This is a genomic window from Microcoleus sp. T3_A4 (assembly GCF_036700465.1).
Taxonomy (GTDB): Bacteria; Cyanobacteriota; Cyanobacteriia; order Cyanobacteriales; family Microcoleaceae; genus Microcoleus.
In genome coordinates this window covers 46614-64173 of sequence record NZ_JAUBOY010000026.1, presented here as the reverse complement: position 1 = coordinate 64173, position 17560 = coordinate 46614, and the positions used below count along the sequence as shown (strand labels likewise).

Below are 17560 nucleotides of genomic sequence, written 5' to 3'. Positions count from 1 at the left end.
GCGCGCACCTTGCTACTGGTAGTTTCAGAATTCAGGCGATCGCCCATTGTAGTCACAGCCATAGGAAACTGTTCGCTATCCTAGCTGAGATTTTTTATGTCTAAACCCAAACAGTCTGAAGGTTGTCGCCCGATGCTGCGGCGCACTTTTTTATTTTTAACGGGCATCGCTTTGGCGCGGGTTGCGGCTGACTATTTTGCGATCGCCCAAAACCGAGATAGTTTCTTGACTCTCGTGGGTCAACTGTGGCAAAAGTCACTCGCTTTTCTATCAAGTATACAATCAAATCAAACTCCTCAACCTCTCCCTAACAATCCCATTGTAAAATCGGCAAAAACCCATCAACCTCTGCCGAGTAATCCTATTGTAAAATCGCCCGAAAATTCTCCGCCTACGCAACCGTCTCAACCTCAAATTATCAAACGTTCTGCTAAGCAAGCAAAACCTGTACAAGTCAGCAGCCAAAATATAGCTGGCGCAAGTTTTTATCTCACAACTATTGACCTCGCAGACCCAGAAATTTATATCACAATTGGGTTAGCTAATAATGCAGATTTTGCAAATACTTCTAAAGTAACGCGGGGCGACGAACCTTTTGAAAATATGGTGTCGCGTTACCGGGCTGCTGTTGTTGCTAACGGGACTTTTTTTGGTAAAGATGAGCAGAAATCTGTGCTGGGAAATATGGTGGCGGCCGGTAAGTATCTGAAATATAGTCGATGGGAAAATTACGGCACGACTTTGGGAATTAAAGCGGGAAATCAATTGGAAATGGTGACGGCTAGAACTGAAGGTAAGCCGGATTGGAGTCAACATTGGTTTTCTCTGACTTGCGGGCCGAGATTGGTTAAAGCGGGGAAAGTTTGGCTGTCTCCTTTGTCGGAAGGTTTTAAAGATGCTGGTGTTTTGGGCGTGGGTTCGAGAACGGCGATCGGCTTTCCGGCTTCGAGAGATAAGTTATTTTTGGTGACTTTTCTTGACAGTTTGTCTTTGGAAGCAGAAGCTAAAGTTATGCAGGCGATCGGCTGTTTTGAAGCGATGAATTTGGACGGTGGTGCTTCGGTAGGTTTGGCTCATCAAGGGCAGATTTTATTGCCGCCGGGACGGAATTTGACGAATGTCCTGGTGGTTTACGATAAAGAATATCCAGCGCCGACTCAGTTAAAGGAGTCCTGGGAACGCTTTCAAAAGGGATCTCGACCAACGCCGGACAAATCAGTGTTTTTTGATTGATCTAGCAGCAGGAAGTTCGGCAACTCGCAGTGAATCGGGATGTAACGGATGGAAGAAAGAAGGAAGAAGGAAGTCGGAATCGAGGGAGGATCCAGATTTTGGGTAGTGCTCCCTCGGGAGCAGATGAGAAAATTAGAGACAATGCTATAACCAGTGGTTGGGATACGTCCTTTCTGCCGCTAAATTATTAAAGATGACGGCGCACAAGACCAAGATTATTGAGCCCTCAAAAGCAGGTGTTAGCAAAAATTTCCAGTCTGGTTGGGTCATCATGACGACTAAGGCAACTGCTCCCGAAGGCGGATGTAGAGTTCTGGTAATCTGCATAATTCCGATCGCACTAGAAACAGCCATTCCCATCGCCCAGGGAGAAGAACCGAGAAAATGCAGAATCATTAAACTGGTGAGAGCAGCGAAGAAATTGCCCCCAATGACATTCCGGGGTTGAGCCAAAGGGCTGTCAGGGACGCCAAAGATCAGAACGCTTGTAGCGCCAAACGGAGCCATTAGTAAAGGAGAATTAGTTTTTACAGCAAGATAGGACGTTGCAGTGATTGCCAAAAAACTGCCAATCCAACTCCAAAAAATATGCCGAGGATGAGGTCTGTCTATTGGGCAGGCCAATGGACACGATTGCCATCTCCCAAGGGTTTTAAACCAATAACTTTCCCATTTCAGTTGAATTTTTTTAGGGTCAATCATAAATCAGGTTACTTGATAACCAGGCTTCTTAAATTGTCTGAACTAGCCTCTGCTAAAGTTAAGATATCATAACAATTGCTCAAAAAGTAGTTAAAGGCACAGATTTTTTACTTCTATGCCACCCAAGCCGCAGCGAACCACTCGGTTGGAACCCACATCTTGCACCATTCTCAGGAACAGGGAAGATGCCTGTTCCACAAAGAGTGAATTTTCTTGTGGAACAGGCCGAAAAGCCTGTTCATATAAAGCTTATTGAGAATGGTGCAACATCTCAGTTGGAACGGACTAGCAAGTTTGGTCGGTTTTGCAACAGACGTTATGGGCAGTCGCACAACTTCACCGTTAGCCGTCAGAGTTATTGAGGAGGCTAAAGCGAGAGGTTATTGGTAAGGTGCGATGCCCAGTAAGCATGAATTGAAAGATCGCACCCACACTTTGGATAAGTCTCTAGTGGAGAATGCGATCGCCGTTTTGTTGTTAGTGCGATCGTCTCGCTCGCACTCGGATATAATTACGAACTTAATCTTCGTTACGGAGAGTTTTCCCACTCGGCGGTAAGCTTGCGGAAATTGTATTGAGACGCGCCGGGGTGACAAGTAACGCAACTGCTGATATTTGCGGGTTGTGGCAGTTTTACTTTGGGGTGCAGTGCTTTGAAATAGCGAGAACTGGCGACTCGGTAGGCGAGTTCTTCGTCTTTTGCTTGGGGACGAGAAAAAGTTTGCAGGTAGTTCCAAACTAGGATGCGGGGCGGGTCTACTAGCAGTTTGATGGTTTGTCCGTAATGTTGGGGATCTTGCAGCAATCTGCGCCAAGTTTCTGTAGGTAATACTTGCGGCGGTAAAGCGATGTGACAGGTGGCGCAGTTTTCTAGGTACAGTTGCTGTCCGAGTTGGTAGCGTTCGGGGATGCGATCAACCGTACCAGTATCCTCGATCGAAGACACCTGAGCAAGTCGCGCGGGAGTGCCAGAATAGGCAGTCTGAGCTGCAACCCATCCGCCGCAGGTACAACAGATAATTATCAATACTAGCAACGTTGAGTAAAGCCCCCGCAAGCCTACTCTGCGACGTTTGCGGGGTTTTTCGTGTTTCATAATTCTGAATTTATTTTTGGTTAAATCACTGGTATGCTCATGCCTTCGCGGGCTAAGCAGCTATTGGCGAAAACTGCCTGCACCTCTGCTTCTGTACGATCGAGAAAATTGTCGTCGTGACCCGGATCATGGTGAAACATCACGATTTTTTTGACTCCAGCAGCTTTGGCTATTTCTACTCCTGCTTGCCAAGTCGAGTGTCCCCAGCCGACTTTTGGGGTTTTGAAGTCGTAATACTCTTCGTTGGTGTAGTTGGCGTCGTAAATCAGCACGTCGGCGTTGCGAGCTAGGTGTAACACGTTGTCGTCAAGGCGATCGGGAAAGTGTTCTGTATCGGTGCAGTAGACGGCTGTGTGTCCCTCCCAGGTGACTCGATATCCGATCGCGGTATTGGGATGGTTCAGCAGTGCCGTTTCGATTTTCACATCGTCGAGTTCGAGAATATCCCCAGGGGTCAAATCGTTGAATTTGAGGTCTGACTGCATCACCTGGATGGGGACGGGAAAATTGGGGTGCACCATTTGGTCGGCAAGACGGTGTTTGATTGTAGTGCCGTTGGGGGCGATCGCACCGTAAATGTGAAAGCAGTTTCCTGGGATAAAGGCGGGAGTAAAGAACGGAAACCCTTGAATGTGATCCCAGTGAGTGTGGCTGAAAAACATATGGGCTTCCACCGGCATTTGCCGCAGCAGATTGAGGCCCAGAACTCGCAGGCCCGTACCACCGTCAAAAATCAAACGTTTTTTGCCCAAGCGCATTTCTACACAGGAGGTGTTGCCTCCGTAGCGCAGTGTTTTGGTGCCGGGGGTGGCGATGCTGCCCCGCACGCCCCAAAACTGAACGACAAACTCGGTCAAAGGACTATTTTCCATAGTGGCTTTGTGATCGGAAGGCTGTGGATTGGGTAGAGAGGGTGCGGAATCTGGCATTTTTTTTAGCTTTGGGGGCTGGAACTTGGGAGTTGAAATCTTAGTTTTTAGTTTTTACTTTTTAGCAATCTGTACTATAATAAAGCCCTTGATCGGGAAACCATTCGAGTACCTAATACTTGGGCTGTTAGAATTCTCAACCTTACCGATTCGTGTAGGAGATGTCACGCTTGAGAGATTATTTTTTGCATAATGCGGGCTGCCCGTCGTGTTCTTTGTTCTGAGATTAAGATAGCGCCGAACCAGAGTTGTTCGGGTAAAACTTCCTCAAACGTAGAACGCATTCCCCAGGGGTATAATTTGCGCTTAATCTTACTCTAGGAGTAGTATTTTTTTCAAGATTGGGGCCGGGGCGGGGTTTTTAGGAATGCTGTTCCGGTGACTCAGCATTGACGACGGATTTGACCTTCTAGCTACCCGTTCCTCGACTACATCCCTAGACGTGCAGCAGCGCCTTAAGTTCGGCCCCCTGAGTTTTTAGTCGGGTTGCAGTCGAGGAGTGCGGGCTAGGGGCTTATTTGCGATCGGCTGCGATGCACTTTTCCACTAAGGGCATGACTTGATCGACATCTTGCCAACCCAGAATTTCCGTGACTTTTTTCTCCAAATTTTTGTAGGTTCTAAAAAATTCGGCTATTTCGTCCAAGCGGTGGGGGGCTACGTCTTTGAGGGACTTATAGTGAGCGTAGCGGGGGTCTTTGTCGGGAACGCACAAAAGTTTTTCGTCCCTGTCGCCTCCGTCGATCATTTCCAGCATTCCGATCGGACGAGCTGCGATTATGCACCCTGGAAATGTGGGCTCATCCATCATCACCATGCCGTCGAGGGGGTCGCCATCATCGGCTAAGGTGTTGGGTATGAAGCCGTAGTCGCACGGATATTGGACTGAGGAAGAAAGCACCCGATCGAGAGCAAAGGCTTGCAAGTCTTTATCAAATTCGTACTTGTTTTTGCTACCGGCGGTAATTTCGATGAGGACGTTGAGCAGTCCTGGTTTCGGCTGTGCCGGAATTAGCGATAAGTCCACAACAATATCTCCAAGTTAACAGATGATTGGGATGAGTGCTACTTGCCAAATCCCTTTGATAGCATTTTACGGGCGATCGGGATCGATGCTGCATGAGATTGACCGAAAGCGGGGGAGTGTGTCGCCGGCTGGGAGAATAAACTGGACGGGCGTCCCGCCCATCCCACACAAGAGAGAGGGGACGGGCGGGACGCCCATCCCACAATTTGAGAGGGGAATGCTTTGTTTGGGCGAGGGAGATATTTTCACATCGATCTCTTCTTTTGACCGTCTGTCAAAGTTCTTTGAATTTTCAATCTCAACCACTGGCTTAGTTCTGTTGCTAACCACTTGATTTCTGATTCACTTAGTCCCTCCTTCTCTCCTAACTGATATTTCTGCTTGCCTGCTTGAACTATCATCTGATAGACTTTCCCTAATTTCACTTCCGAGTGGCCATCCTGCATAAGTAATGATGCCATTTGATATAACTCTCTAGGGATTGAAAAAGCAAAAATCATAACTTTTATAACTTTTATAACTTTTACACCAATACCGCTGTTTCTATATTCACGTTGTTGAATTTCCAACTGGCAAATCTCCTTCCTGGGAGATGGCTTGGCATGATTCCATCTCAACCCCAGCAGATGGCTGCTACAGGAGATTTGCTGGCGATCGATTCTGAGGCGAAGTTCTCTGCGAAACAGTGCCAACAGAAACTTTACTCCTACCCTAGCTAACATTATTACTACCAGAGCTAAGTAACCGCCGGCTATCATAATAATAACTTGACTATCTATCGGTAAATTAGTAATTTTACTGCCGTCGTTGATTGCATTTAAAATATAAACTAAAAGACAGCCGAAGGGGACAATATTCGCAGCTACCGCGGTCACAAGCAGGGCACTTAAACCCAAACTCACTTCCTGCGACGGAATTACAATTTCTACAAACTCCGAAGTTTTTGTGAGTTTAATCTCGCTACCAGGTGGCTGCAATGTTATATAATCTTTGTGAATTTTCTCGCTCGATGGGGGATTTTTGAGCGTTCGCCATGCTTCCTCAGCCGAAGATAACCGTTTTGACAAACTCGGTTCTGTCATCCACTCCAGCCAATCTATTAAATTAGGATTGACCTGCGGTACCCGATCGGCAAATTGAATTTTCAAATCCTGCTGCGACAGTTCGGTGGGATGCAAACCCGTTACCACATAAATTAAAGTTGCACCTAAACCGTAGAGGTCAGAAGCCGGAACCGAGCGCCCGCCAAATTGTTCCGGTGCCATATATCCGTAAGTTCCCACTACTGTAATTGTGCCGCCAAATTTTGCAGCTTGGTTTTGCACCGAACCGAAATCAACTAAATAAACTTGTCCAACCGAGTTACCTGATCTGCTGTGCAGTAAAATATTGCTAGGTTTAATATCGCGGTGAATAACAGGCGGATTTTGCTCGTGCAAATAATTCAAAATTGCTAACAGCGATTTAGCTAATTCTTTCACTTCGCTTTCGCTAAAAGTACGCCCCGATCGCAAATGATCTTGCAAAGTTTTTCCCTCTACATAAGTCTGTACCAGGGCAAAGCTTTTACTGTTTAGTTCGTCAATTTCCAGGTAGTCGAGGTAGCGCGGAATTGCTGGGTGAGAAAGTGCTTTTAAAGTTTCCGCTTCTCGTTCAAATAGCTTGAGGTCTTGCCATTCAAAATCGCTGCCGAGAAATAGCTGTTTAATGACAACTAATTTTTGAGTTTGCAAATCACGAGCCAGCAGCGTTTGACGACCTGTTTGTTTTCCTAGTTGTCGCTGCACTTCGTAGCGTTCTGCTAATACTTTGCAAGTCATGTTTTTGACCTTTGTTTGAACTTTAAATTAAACAGTTTGATTAGATACCTGACTTATTCTAAAAATCAGGTATTTCGTCGGTAGTTGGTGATTATTCACTGTCGCTAAAAATGATAACTAATCAACCAAACACGCTCTTATTTTAAAGTTTACAGTCCGCTGTCTTTTTGATACCACCGGGCAATAAACTTGCTACTTTCCCCCTGAGATAGTGCTGTAATTAGCGAGGGGACAATCGCAAAGAAAATATAATTGGAATTTCCTTCAGGTTTAAAATTCATATTTTTAAAGAAATAGATAGTTATCAAGGCGGAGATTAGCATACTAACTGAACTTAAAACCTGTCGGTGAAGTTTGGGGTTAGTGAGGGGATGAAACCACAATAGGGTCACGATCGTTATGATTATTCCATTTCCCAACCCCAGCAGCAAGCCTAAATGAAGACTCAAAAAGACTGCCATAATTATCATCGTTATCCCCCCTAAAGTTATCCCGATCCAACCCGTCGTCGTCATCAAACCCATAAGCAAGGAGCCGTAAATAAGTGCACAAGCTCCTGCCGCTATAACTCCGGTAACAAAACTGTACCAGATCGCACGAGGCAATAAGGCCAGGGGATGATACACGGGCTGTTTCTTTCTCAATGGCAGGGAAGATTTATTGATTTGCGGCGGTTTTTCTAGAGCTTCTTTTGCGCTCTGGACTGAGGCGGGACGGCATTCTAAACTCGGATGCGTCATCCACTTCAGCCAATTGGTAAAACCGGGACTGAGTTTGGTCAATTGCTCGAACTCGATCTGCAAATCTTGCTGTGGCAAGTCGGCAGGATGCTGCTTGGTAATTAAGGCGATTAATGTTGCTCCCACGCTGTACAAGTCGGAAGCTGGAACTGCTCTCCCGCCAAATTGTTCGGGCGGCATATAGCCATAAGTTCCGACAACGGTGACTGTTTTTCCTTGTTGGGTTGCTAGGGTTTGAACTGCACCAAAATCGACTAGGTAGACTTTGCCGACGCTGTTGCCCGATCGATTCTTGAGTAAAATATTGCTGGGTTTAATGTCGCGGTGAATCACCGGGGGCTGTCGCTGGTGCAGATAGGCGAGGATGTCTAATAATGCTGTGGCTAATTGTTTGACTTCTCTTTCGCTGAAGGTGCGGCCGTCTGAGAGATATTCTTGTAGGGATTTGGCTGCGATGTAAGTCTGAACTAGGGCGAATCCTTTGCGTTTGGGCGTGTCGATTTCAAAGGAGTCGAGATATCGGGGAATTGCTGGATGGGATAGGGATTTTAAGGTTTCGACTTCTCGCTGGAACAGTTTTAAGTCTTCCCAGTTAAAGTCGCTGCTGAAAGAGAGAAGTTTGACTACTACTTGCTGTTGCGTTTTTAAGTCGCGGGCGAGTAAGGTTTGCCTTCCTGCTTGCTTGCCGAGCCGCCGATCGCACTGATAGCGATCGGCTAATATTTCTTTTGACAAATCGCCGATGTTTTCTCCGCTCATGTTCTTTTGCCCTAGAACCGATTAAACCTAGTGTAGTTGACAAAAGTGCAATAATCGGAAATGTTCGGGCTACAGCAAAAAAAAATTATGTCAAAGAGCAACTGCCTTTAATAGCCAGCGATCGCGCACAATCAAGACGCGCCTGAGTTAAGCTTGAATTTAATTTTGGATTTGCTTGTAAATTGACTGCACTACGTCGAGCAGGCTCAAGACTTGCTGCCATTCGGGGGCATCGGGGTTGTAGCTTTTGGCGCGGTGAGTTTTCAAACTGTGGTGCAAGAGGGAAAGCAGCGCGTCTGGAGACTGTAAGGAATTCTCCTCTTCATCTGCTGGGGTTTGGGCTGCATTTTCTTCGATATCTTCTTTAATTTTTTGTGCTCGATCAGCGAGGGCTAAAGATCTGCCTGCCAGGTTTTCCGGCATTTTGGGCTGTTCGGACAAAGACGCGCTGGTTAGTTCTACCAATAGTTGGCAGACTCGATCGACCCATTCGTGATCGTTTACTGAAAAGGAACCTGATTTGAACACTTGCCCGTCAGGTCTTTGCTGAATGCTTTGTACCTTCTGGATCAGAGGGATAGCCTTAACAGTGATGTTTTCCGGGATTCTGGGGATATCTGACAGGGAGCTCCGAGCAATCTCCAGCAATAGTTGGTAAACCTGATCTACCCACTCAACATCTCCCGATTGCGAATTCCAATTATCCATAACTGACGCTAGTGGTTTTCTATATCTAAGACTAGAACATTGACTATCTGCGAAGTCAGCTCTTTTTAGGAGCCGCTAACGCTATTAAGACTTACGCGGGCGGGGTGAGAAACCCGGTTTTTGAGCGGATGTTTCGTCGCCTTTCTCCAAGATTTTTCTCAGAAACCGGGTAACGCTGCTGCCCGTCCTAACTATTTTTAAGCGCTTCAAATAATAGAAGTGCTAAGTTTGTTGCGCTAGGTAGTGCGAACGAAACACCTAGGGCGAAACCCCGGCATCTCGCTGGCAAATTCAAATCCGGTTATATAACCATAATACCTGTTGGAGCTTATTTACGATTACCTCAATAGGATATTCAGGTTAATTGGTGGCCGGATGGGAGGCGCACCCCCGATCGCGATCGCCCCCACCCGGAACCCTGACGCCACCGCCAGCATTTGCTGTGGGCTACTGCTATTTTTCTGTGAGATTCCACACACCATCCCAGTTGAGTACGTCTGAAAACCGATGTTGAAATAACATACAGCGATCGACGTGCAATTTAGCTGCCTTGTTTTTCGGGTCAACTTCCAGAACGGCGTTAAATTCGCGTTCAGCGTCTTTAAAGGCTTGCTTGGCTTTTGGTTCTAAGGCTTTCTTAAACTCGCTCAGCAGTTTTTTCACTCGATCAAGTCCCAGGTTTTCAAATTCCTCATCTAACATTTCTGCAACTGTCTCACAGGCCCGACTTTTAATTTTCGCCTGCAATAGCTGCCTGATATCTGAGGGTTTCAGCCGCTTGATTTGGGGATTTGATGGTTCTAAGATGTCTGCTTCCAAGAGCTTTTTGACTTCGCCTTCTTGCAAGTATTTAATATCGTCTGCTGATAGGGGCTTGATTTTTGCTTGCAGCAGCATTTTGGCTTCGTCTTCCGAGAGGTTTTTGATGCCTTCCAATTTCAGCAGTTGGATTTCAGGCTGCAACAGTACGATGAGTTTGTCTGCTTCCGACAGGTTTTTCGGGTCGTACTCTGACAGCTTTTTCAGTTGATATAACAGGTTCTTGAGTTCGTGTTCCAACTGTTGCTCTAGATTGTAGGACAGTTTCTTAATCTCTGCCTCTGGCATTTCGGCGACCTCATTTAAGATGTTTTTCACCTCACTTTCTGAGAGTCTTTGGCTGACTGGAGTTTTGTAATGTTCGCGCCCCTTGGTGTAATGTTCTATAGTTTGTTGCTGTGTTTCGGTTAGGGGCTTGCCCACTGGCGAGTATCCCTCGCGGATGCCGACGAGTTCGTAAACGATTACGGGTTCGCTTTTGCCTTTGACAGTAATAAAGTCGAGTTCTCGCACGTACAGCCGATCGGCATAATCTCTGTAAGTATTGTCGCTGATGATCAAGTCGGTGCCGTACTGCTTGCTAGCGCCTTCTAAGCGAGAGGCGAGGTTTACGCCGTCTCCTATAGAAGTCAATTCCATGCGTTTGCTACTACCGATGTTGCCGCTGACAACTTCATCGGAATGTACGCCCATACCGATGCCGATCGGCAATTCGCCATTTGCCATACGCTCTCGATTGAACTGGGCCAGTTTTTCCCGCATTTTCACCGCCGTTTGCATGGCGCACCAAGCATGATCCTCTAGGGGCGCTGGAGAGCCAAAAACTGCCATCAGAGCGTCACCGATGTATTTGTCGAGAGTCCCTCCGTACTCGAATACGACATCTACCATCACTTCAAAATATTTATTCAGCATCACTACCACTTCTTCGGCTTGCAATTTTTCCGTAAGTGTGGTATAGCTGCGAATGTCTGAGAACAGCACCGAAACGTTTTTGCGCTTACCGCCCAATCCAGTATCCCCTGAAGCTAACAAAGCTTCGGCTACTTCTGGAGTCATGTAACGGTACATCAAGTTTTTGACTTGCTTGGCACTGCTAATATCTTCCATTACTACTAACGCGCCGTTGACCTTGCTGGGGTCGGTAGCGTCGGTCATTGAATTAATCGAGAGATTGATACTTTGCGCTTCTCCTTCAAAGGACAGCAAAACTTGATCTGGGTAATACTGCTGGCGATCCTGATCGTCTTCGGGAGACAAAGACGTATCAAACCATTTGGCAAAATCGCCTTTTTCTAACTTAATTAACTCGCGCAAAGATTGACCTTCAGCTAATTCTGCATCGCTGACACCCAGTAATTTTTTGGCACTGGGATTTGTCGCTACTATATTGCCTTTTTTATCGGTAGAAATTACGCCGTTAGTCAAGGCGTGCAGCATATCTTTTTGTCTTTGTTCTTGCTGTTTGACTTCGGCAAACAGTTTGGCGTTTTGCAGCGCGACTCCTGCTTGGATGTTAAACGCCTTCATAAATTCCATGTCGTTGCGATTGAAACTCGCTTTCCACTGTTCGGGGGCGTGAGGCCAATCTTCCGGGTTGTAGGGGGGGAATTCTCCTTGTCGTTTTTTATTAACTAATTGGGTGACGCCAATTAATTTTTTGTCCGAGTTAAATACTGGCATACAAAGCATACTGCAAGTGCGGTAGCCCGACTTTTGATCTACTTCTTTGGAAGTGGCGGCGCGGGGGTCGTCGTACACGTCAAAGGGAATCAGCAGCGGTTCGCTAGATTGGGCGACGATGCCTGCAAAACCGGCGGTTCTGGGTATGCGAATTTCTTTAAGGTTGCCACCCATCGGGATTTTCGTCCACAGTTCGTCTTTCTCTTCGTCGATCAGCCACAGGGTGCTGCGATCGGCATTCATGAGTTCTTGGGCCTGATCCATCACCCTTTTTAGGGTATCTTCTAAGTCTAAACTGCTCTGAGAAAGAGCGTTGACGGCATTCATCAGCGCCGTTGCTGCGCGTTGTCTCTGAGTTGCTGCGTAGAAAGATTTGGAAGATTCTAGAATTAGGCGAATCGAGGGAGCAAATTCTTTAAAAACTTGTTCGTCTTCTTTAGTAAATCCGTGCCTGTCTATTTGTTCGTCTAAAGTTGGGTATTTTTCGTGATTTGGTCTTAATTTATTAATCAGTTGAACAACTGCTACTAACTCTTTTGTGTCTTCATTAATCAGGGGCATTGCCAGCATTGTATAAGTGCGGTAGCCCGTTTTTTCGTCAAATTTTTTGGCGTTAGCCGATCGTTCGTCGTTGTAAAAATCGTAAGGGATATTAACCACTTTTTGGAACGTGGCTACTTCTCCGGCAATGCCTACATGGGCGGGAACTCTGATTTCTAGGTTTTTGCCATTTTCGTCTTTAGCAACGATCGCCCAGAGTTCATTTTTTTCGTCGTCTAATAAAAATATCGTGGTGCGATCGGCATTCAGCAATTCCCCTGTTTTGAGGGTAATCGACTGCAACATCTCGTTGAGTATGGCATCAAATCCCTCGCTCTCCAGGATATTGTCGAGCATTCCCAGCGTTTGATTGACAACCTTAAGTTTGTCTTCTACTTCCTTAACTACTACTGTGAAACTTTGCTTATTTAGAAGGTCGAGAATGCCAGAGAGGTTTCCTTGGCGCGGGATAATTGCACTGCTCCTAATTTCCGGGGGAGAATAATTTTCCTGATGATGATTTTCACCGCCGACAACAGCGACATCAATCACGTTGTCCAGAGAAGAGTAATTGGTGGAAGATGCAGATTTCATAGACCTTTACAGAAGCTTAAGTGTAAGGGTTAGTCTCTAAGCCAAGAGAGTGGGGAAGTTGATTAGTGAGTCACTTGTCGCACAAGACTCAAGTATGTGTGAAAGTATTTCCCAGTTTACAGAACTCCGGCCACAAGACAAGGGAAATTAAGTTGACCTTGTTGCTGAACGGAGGGTGGGAGAGTAACGAGGCGGTGGGAGTGCTGCAATCTTTTTACAGAGCGCCAATCTTGTTTAAAGGGTTTATTAACTGATTTTGACATTGTGCGTGCCTGGTTTAAGTATGTTCTACCGAGCTTTGAGCCGATCGCCCGCAGGAACATGAATGCGTACTGGCGGGAGGACTACTGAAAGAGGGGTGGCCTTGTGGGACTAGCCGCAATTGTGACACTACCAGTTGCTAGTGATGTGTGCCCTTCTCTACACAATTGTGGTTTTTAACTAGAATTTCTCTCTATTTTGCTGCTGTTAGCTTTCATCCCACTAAATTCACGGGGTTTTCAGCTTTTTTTTGTAAAATTTGCGGTTGATATTTTTAGTGTAACCTCCGACTCTGAAAAAACTCCGCCTTTTAACCCCCCGATCGGCTCAAGTGTGTCATCAGGGTTTGGCGGACTGAGTTTGGCGCAATCCGGCGGCTTCGACAAGCAGGGATTCGGCGAACGCGATGGCTTCTGTTGCTGAGCGGCCGCTGGCGAGTTGGGCGAGTTCTTCCCGCCGCTGCTCACTGTTGAGGGCGGCAACTCTCACTACTGTGCGTTCCATTGGTTCCGAGTCGGCTGCGGGTTCGCCAATACTTGGTTCTGCTTCGATCGTCTGTTTGTTGACGCGAAAATGAAAATCAGCCATCGCGGCGATCAGCGGCTGGTGGGTGACGCAGAGAACTTGGTGTTTGTCGGAAAGTTGGTAGAGTTTTTTGGCGATCGCCCCGGCGACTCTCCCGGAGACTCCGGCGTCGATTTCGTCAAAAATCAGCGTACCGGCACTTTCTATTTGGGAAAAACAGGCTTTGATAGCGAGTAGAAAGCGGCTCATTTCTCCCCCGGAGGCGATCGCGCCCAGAGGTTGCAGAGGTTCGCCCGGATTGGGGCTGAAACAAAAGGCGATTTGGTCGGCACCGGTAGCAGTTGGGGTACAAGGCGAGATCTCGACTTGAAATTGCACTTTTTCCATTGCTAACGGCTTAAGTTCTCCTACGAGGTGCGTTTCTAGTTTGAGGGCTGCTTCGCGCCGCAGGGTAGTGAGGTGGCTGCAAGCGTCTTTTAATTGCTCTAAAGCGGTCTGATATGCGAGTTCTAAGGCTTCCATTGACTCGCCTCCTTCTAAAAGTTCATTTAGTTCGTTTTGAATGCTTTGGTAGTAGGCGATCGCTTCTTTGAGCGGCCCGTATTTGCGGCAAATTTGTTTGAGTTCGCGAATCCGATCTTCTACTTCTTCGAGTCTTTCGGGATCTGCTTCTAATTGTTCGCCGTAGCTACTAATTTGCCGGCTGGCTTCTGTGGCTTGAGCTAAAGCATCGCTGACCATTTCTAGGATTGGTTGCAACTGCACATCGTAAACCGCCATGTCGCTTAAAATTACTTCGGCTTTGCTCAACAAGTCAGCGGCTGATGCGGTGTCGCCTTCGTTTTGGTACAGGGCTTGGTGGACTTGGTAACTCTGCTGCTGCAATTCGACGACGTGGCCCAGCCGGATTGATTCGTGTTCTAGCTGTTCGAGTTCGTCGGCGTCTTCGATGTGGGCTTCGCCGAGTTCTCGGACTTGGTATTCTAACAAATCAAGTCTTTGCAGTCGCTGCTGTTCCGACTGACGCCTCCGTTTGAGGGCTGTTTTGGCGCTGTTGGCTCCCAGCCACGCGGAGGCGATGATCGATCGCGCTTCAGCGAGCTTTTTGCCGCCGTATAAATCGAGCCATTCTCGCTGGAGGGTTTCTTGTCCGAGGTGGACGGTTTGGCCTTGGGCGGTAATTTCGACCAGCCGATCGCGCAGTTGGTCCATTAACTGGCGGTTGACGAGAATTCCGTTCAACCGGGATCTGGTGCGTAGAGCACCGCTTGATGCGTTAATTTCCCGGCTGCAAACGGCTAAATTTCCGTCTATGGGTTCAATTTCTTGCTCGCCCAGCCACAAAGATGCGGCTTTGTCCAATTCAAAGGTAGCTTCCAGTATTGCCCGCGTTGCTCCGGTGCGAATCGATCGGCGATCGACTTTCCCGCCCAAAACTGCATCGATCGCATCTAGGATAATCGATTTACCAGCGCCGGTTTCCCCTGTAAATACGTTCAAACTCGGGCCAAATTCTAGATCCAGGCAGTCTATTAAGGCAAAGTTTTCTATTCTGAGGGATATTAACATGGGGAATTTGGAAATTGGAAATTGGAATTGGAATTGGAAATTGGAATTAGTAATTAGTAATTAGTAATTGGGAATTGGTAACAACTGTCAACTGGCAACTGACTTCGGCTAGAGTTTCAACCACCCAAACAAATCTCCTACCGTCAGCCGCAATTCTGCGGCCCAATCTGGAACGGGCAACACTTCTTCGGGTTTTGCTAAAATTTCTGGTTGCTTTCCAGGGGGATAAATTAAGATCGAGCGCACCATCGGATCGATCAGCCAACCCATTTGAGTGCCGTTTTTCAGACAGTGTAAAATATTCCCAGTTACTTTAGTTTGACTCTGCCCTGGAGACAGAATTTCAATTGTCCAATCTGGGTAAGTTTCAAATACATTAGCAACATCCCCATTTTCATCAACTGGTATTCTTTCCCAAGTAAATACTGTGACATCTGGCACGATTGACCTACCGTCAAAAGTACACCGCAATTCAGGAAAAGCTAAGGCAATTTTCTGAATCTTAACAGCGACATTGATGGCTGGGACTAATTCACCTTGAATCCGGCTATGTTTTCCTTGTAGCATAGCTTTTTGGATGATTTGACCGTTGATATATTCGCTAGCTGGTTCGGTTTCTGGCAGTTTTAGAAACTCGGACAAAGTTAGTGTTTTTGTTTGTATTTGTACCATTTGTTACTCCTTTTATTCCATAAAACCCAAATGTTTTCTAGCAGCAAGAGTTACCATTCTGCCCCGACTTGTCCGCTGCAAAAATCCGATTTGCATTAAGTACGGTTCGTATACATCCTCAATGGTTTGAGTATCTTCTCCTGTCGAAGCTGCGAGGGTTTCTAAGCCCACTGGGCCGCCGTTAAAGTTCTCAATCATTGCTGTCAAAATTCGCCGATCTGTCCAATCTAAACCTAGCGGATCGACGTTGAATAATTCCAGGGCGAGTGAGGCAACTTCGGCATCAATTGGCTTTAAATTTTTCACTTGGCTGTAGTCTCTAACTCGTCGCAGCAAGCGGTTAGCGATCCGGGGCGTTCCGCGAGCTCGGCGGGCAATTTCTGTGGCTCCTTCTGGGGTGATTTGAGTGTCGAGAACTTGGGCGGTTCTTTGGACAATTAGACTAAGTTCGTCTATTTCGTAGTAGCGTAATCTTTGGATCAAGCCGAAGCGATCGCGCAACGGAGATGTCAGCGACCCGACTTTTGTGGTTGCTCCTACTAAGGTAAATGGTTTCAGGGGAATGCTGCGAATTTTGGCGCTTTTGCCTTGCCCGATCGTAATATCTAAGCGGCAGTCTTCCATCGCCGGATAGAGGATTTCTTCTGTAACTTTAGATAAACGGTGAATTTCGTCGATAAACAGCACGTCGCCTGCTTTGAGGTTGATCAGCAATCCGACAATATCTCGCGGTTTTTCTAACGCTGGGGCGGTGGTAATTTTGCATTCAACTTCCATTTCTGCTGCTAGAATTAGCGACATTGTGGTTTTTCCCAACCCAGGAGGCCCGTAGAGTAACAGGTGATCCATAGGTTCGCCGCGAGATTTAGCTGCTGCAATTGCGATCGCCAAAACTTCTCTCAAGTCTTTTTGTCCGATGTATTCAGCTAAGCGCTGGGGTCGGATTTTGTCGTCTTGTTTGCTGTTTATTTCGTCGGGTAGTTCTTGCGATTCTAGCAAAGATTCCGCCTGGGGTTTGGCGGCTTTTTTGCGACGGGCTGGGGCTATGTCTTCGGGTAGATTTTGGTCGGAGGGCTGTTGTTTGGAGGAGATAATAGCCATATTTATCTGCGATCGGGCAGCGGGAATTGTTTACAATTATTGGCAGAATCTTGACAATTATTGAGTTCGTTATGAGTATTCCATCTTCTTTATTAGCATCGGAAAGCATAACTTTTGAGGGGGCGATCGAGCTGACTCAATCTTTACTGTCGTTCATGGAGGCTGATCGACTTTTACAAGCCGACATCCAGCAAGCTGTTACATCTTTGGTGAAAACACAAAATGGTGCTAGGGGGTTTTTTGTCACCTATCTAACGGACGATCGACAGGAGGCAGATCACCCGTCACCCGGAGTAGTCGAGGCGCTGCGATCGGCTCCTGAGATCGTAGCAGAACTGCTGGTGAAAAATTTGGCGATGTCGGCGGCAATGGTTGTACATCATTCGCGCCAGCAAAAGGAGGAAATGGCGGCCGATTCTGCTAGAGTGCAGGAGCGATCGCGCAATTTAATTCAAATGCTGCAAATGCCAGCCTGTCAAACTATAGCGTCGCAAATGCTAGAAAGTTTGCAGACTGCCAACGGCAAGTATGAAAAGTTTTTCCAGCGGTGGGGCTACGACGACGAGCAAAAACTAGCGATGGGTTCGGCAGTTCGATCGGCGATCGGCTAAAATAACCTCCGAAGGAAGGGGAAAGAAGAAAGAACGAAGAAGCCCAAGCCAGGGTGGCAGATCCTTGATCAAAGCGGCGGGGCTGTGGAATAATTGCGGTTTAGCAAAAGCTGCATAATTGTAGCTTGAGTTGATTTAGGTGTGAAGCTAGTGAACGAGGGCGAAAAAATT

At 46.9% G+C, this 17560-nt stretch carries 14 protein-coding genes; 3 read left to right on the top strand and 11 right to left on the bottom strand.

Annotation, left to right across the window (positions count from 1 at the left end; translation table 11 throughout):
- Window positions 1-96: 96 nt before the first annotated feature.
- Window positions 97-1233, top strand: coding sequence for a phosphodiester glycosidase family protein (locus QUA07_RS16090; protein ID WP_333326738.1), 1137 nt, complete (start codon window positions 97-99; stop codon window positions 1231-1233).
- A 144-nt stretch (window positions 1234-1377) separates the two neighbouring features.
- On the opposite strand, the gene QUA07_RS16085 is transcribed toward QUA07_RS16090, so the two are convergent.
- Window positions 1378-1935 carry an HPP family protein gene (locus QUA07_RS16085; RefSeq protein WP_445305895.1) on the bottom strand — a complete coding sequence of 186 codons (558 nt, stop codon included), beginning with the start codon at window positions 1933-1935 and terminating at the stop codon, window positions 1378-1380.
- A gap of 396 nt (window positions 1936-2331) precedes the next feature.
- On the opposite strand from QUA07_RS16085, the gene QUA07_RS16080 reads away from it, so the two are divergent.
- On the top strand, window positions 2332-2493 hold the full coding sequence (locus QUA07_RS16080) for a hypothetical protein (RefSeq protein WP_333326734.1): 162 nt from the start codon (window positions 2332-2334) through the stop codon (window positions 2491-2493).
- Here the strand turns inward: QUA07_RS16080 and QUA07_RS16075 are convergent.
- The 10 genes from QUA07_RS16075 to ruvB all read right to left on the bottom strand — a co-directional run bounded on the left by QUA07_RS16075 (window position 2465) and on the right by ruvB (window position 16778).
- Window positions 2465-3031 (bottom strand): diheme cytochrome C, encoded by a 567-nt coding sequence (locus QUA07_RS16075; protein ID WP_333326732.1) that lies wholly within the window; start codon window positions 3029-3031, stop codon window positions 2465-2467. The two genes, QUA07_RS16080 and QUA07_RS16075, sit on opposite strands and share 29 nt — an antisense overlap.
- Before the next feature lie 20 nt (window positions 3032-3051).
- Window positions 3052-3960 (bottom strand): MBL fold metallo-hydrolase, encoded by a 909-nt coding sequence (locus QUA07_RS16070; protein WP_333082256.1) that lies wholly within the window; start codon window positions 3958-3960, stop codon window positions 3052-3054.
- Window positions 3961-4474: 514 nt separating this feature from the next.
- Window positions 4475-4987, bottom strand: a complete 513-nt coding sequence (locus QUA07_RS16065) for an inorganic diphosphatase (protein ID WP_006634582.1) — start codon at window positions 4985-4987, stop codon at window positions 4475-4477.
- 245 nt (window positions 4988-5232) lie between these two features.
- Complete coding sequence (locus tag QUA07_RS16060; RefSeq protein ID WP_333326730.1) at window positions 5233-6807, bottom strand: serine/threonine-protein kinase; 1575 nt, start codon at window positions 6805-6807, stop codon at window positions 5233-5235.
- A gap of 149 nt (window positions 6808-6956) precedes the next feature.
- Window positions 6957-8306: a serine/threonine-protein kinase gene (locus tag QUA07_RS16055; protein ID WP_333326728.1), complete on the bottom strand. Its 1350-nt coding sequence runs from the start codon at window positions 8304-8306 to the stop codon at window positions 6957-6959.
- Window positions 8307-8465: 159 nt separating this feature from the next.
- Window positions 8466-9014 carry an inorganic pyrophosphatase gene (locus QUA07_RS16050; RefSeq protein WP_333326726.1) on the bottom strand — a complete coding sequence of 183 codons (549 nt, stop codon included), beginning with the start codon at window positions 9012-9014 and terminating at the stop codon, window positions 8466-8468.
- Between the two features lie 453 nt (window positions 9015-9467).
- Complete coding sequence (locus QUA07_RS16045) at window positions 9468-12650, bottom strand: GAF domain-containing protein (protein WP_333326724.1); 3183 nt, start codon at window positions 12648-12650, stop codon at window positions 9468-9470.
- 600 nt (window positions 12651-13250) lie between these two features.
- Window positions 13251-15005 carry a DNA repair protein RecN gene (gene recN / locus QUA07_RS16040; protein WP_333326722.1) on the bottom strand — a complete coding sequence of 585 codons (1755 nt, stop codon included), beginning with the start codon at window positions 15003-15005 and terminating at the stop codon, window positions 13251-13253.
- A gap of 108 nt (window positions 15006-15113) precedes the next feature.
- Window positions 15114-15677: a Uma2 family endonuclease gene (locus tag QUA07_RS16035; protein WP_333326720.1), complete on the bottom strand. Its 564-nt coding sequence runs from the start codon at window positions 15675-15677 to the stop codon at window positions 15114-15116.
- Between the two features lie 12 nt (window positions 15678-15689).
- Window positions 15690-16778, bottom strand: coding sequence for a Holliday junction branch migration DNA helicase RuvB (gene ruvB / locus QUA07_RS16030; protein WP_333326718.1), 1089 nt, complete (start codon window positions 16776-16778; stop codon window positions 15690-15692).
- Window positions 16779-16849: 71 nt separating this feature from the next.
- On the opposite strand from ruvB, the gene QUA07_RS16025 reads away from it, so the two are divergent.
- Window positions 16850-17389, top strand: coding sequence for a hypothetical protein (locus tag QUA07_RS16025; protein WP_333326716.1), 540 nt, complete (start codon window positions 16850-16852; stop codon window positions 17387-17389).
- Window positions 17390-17560: the final 171 nt, after the last annotated feature.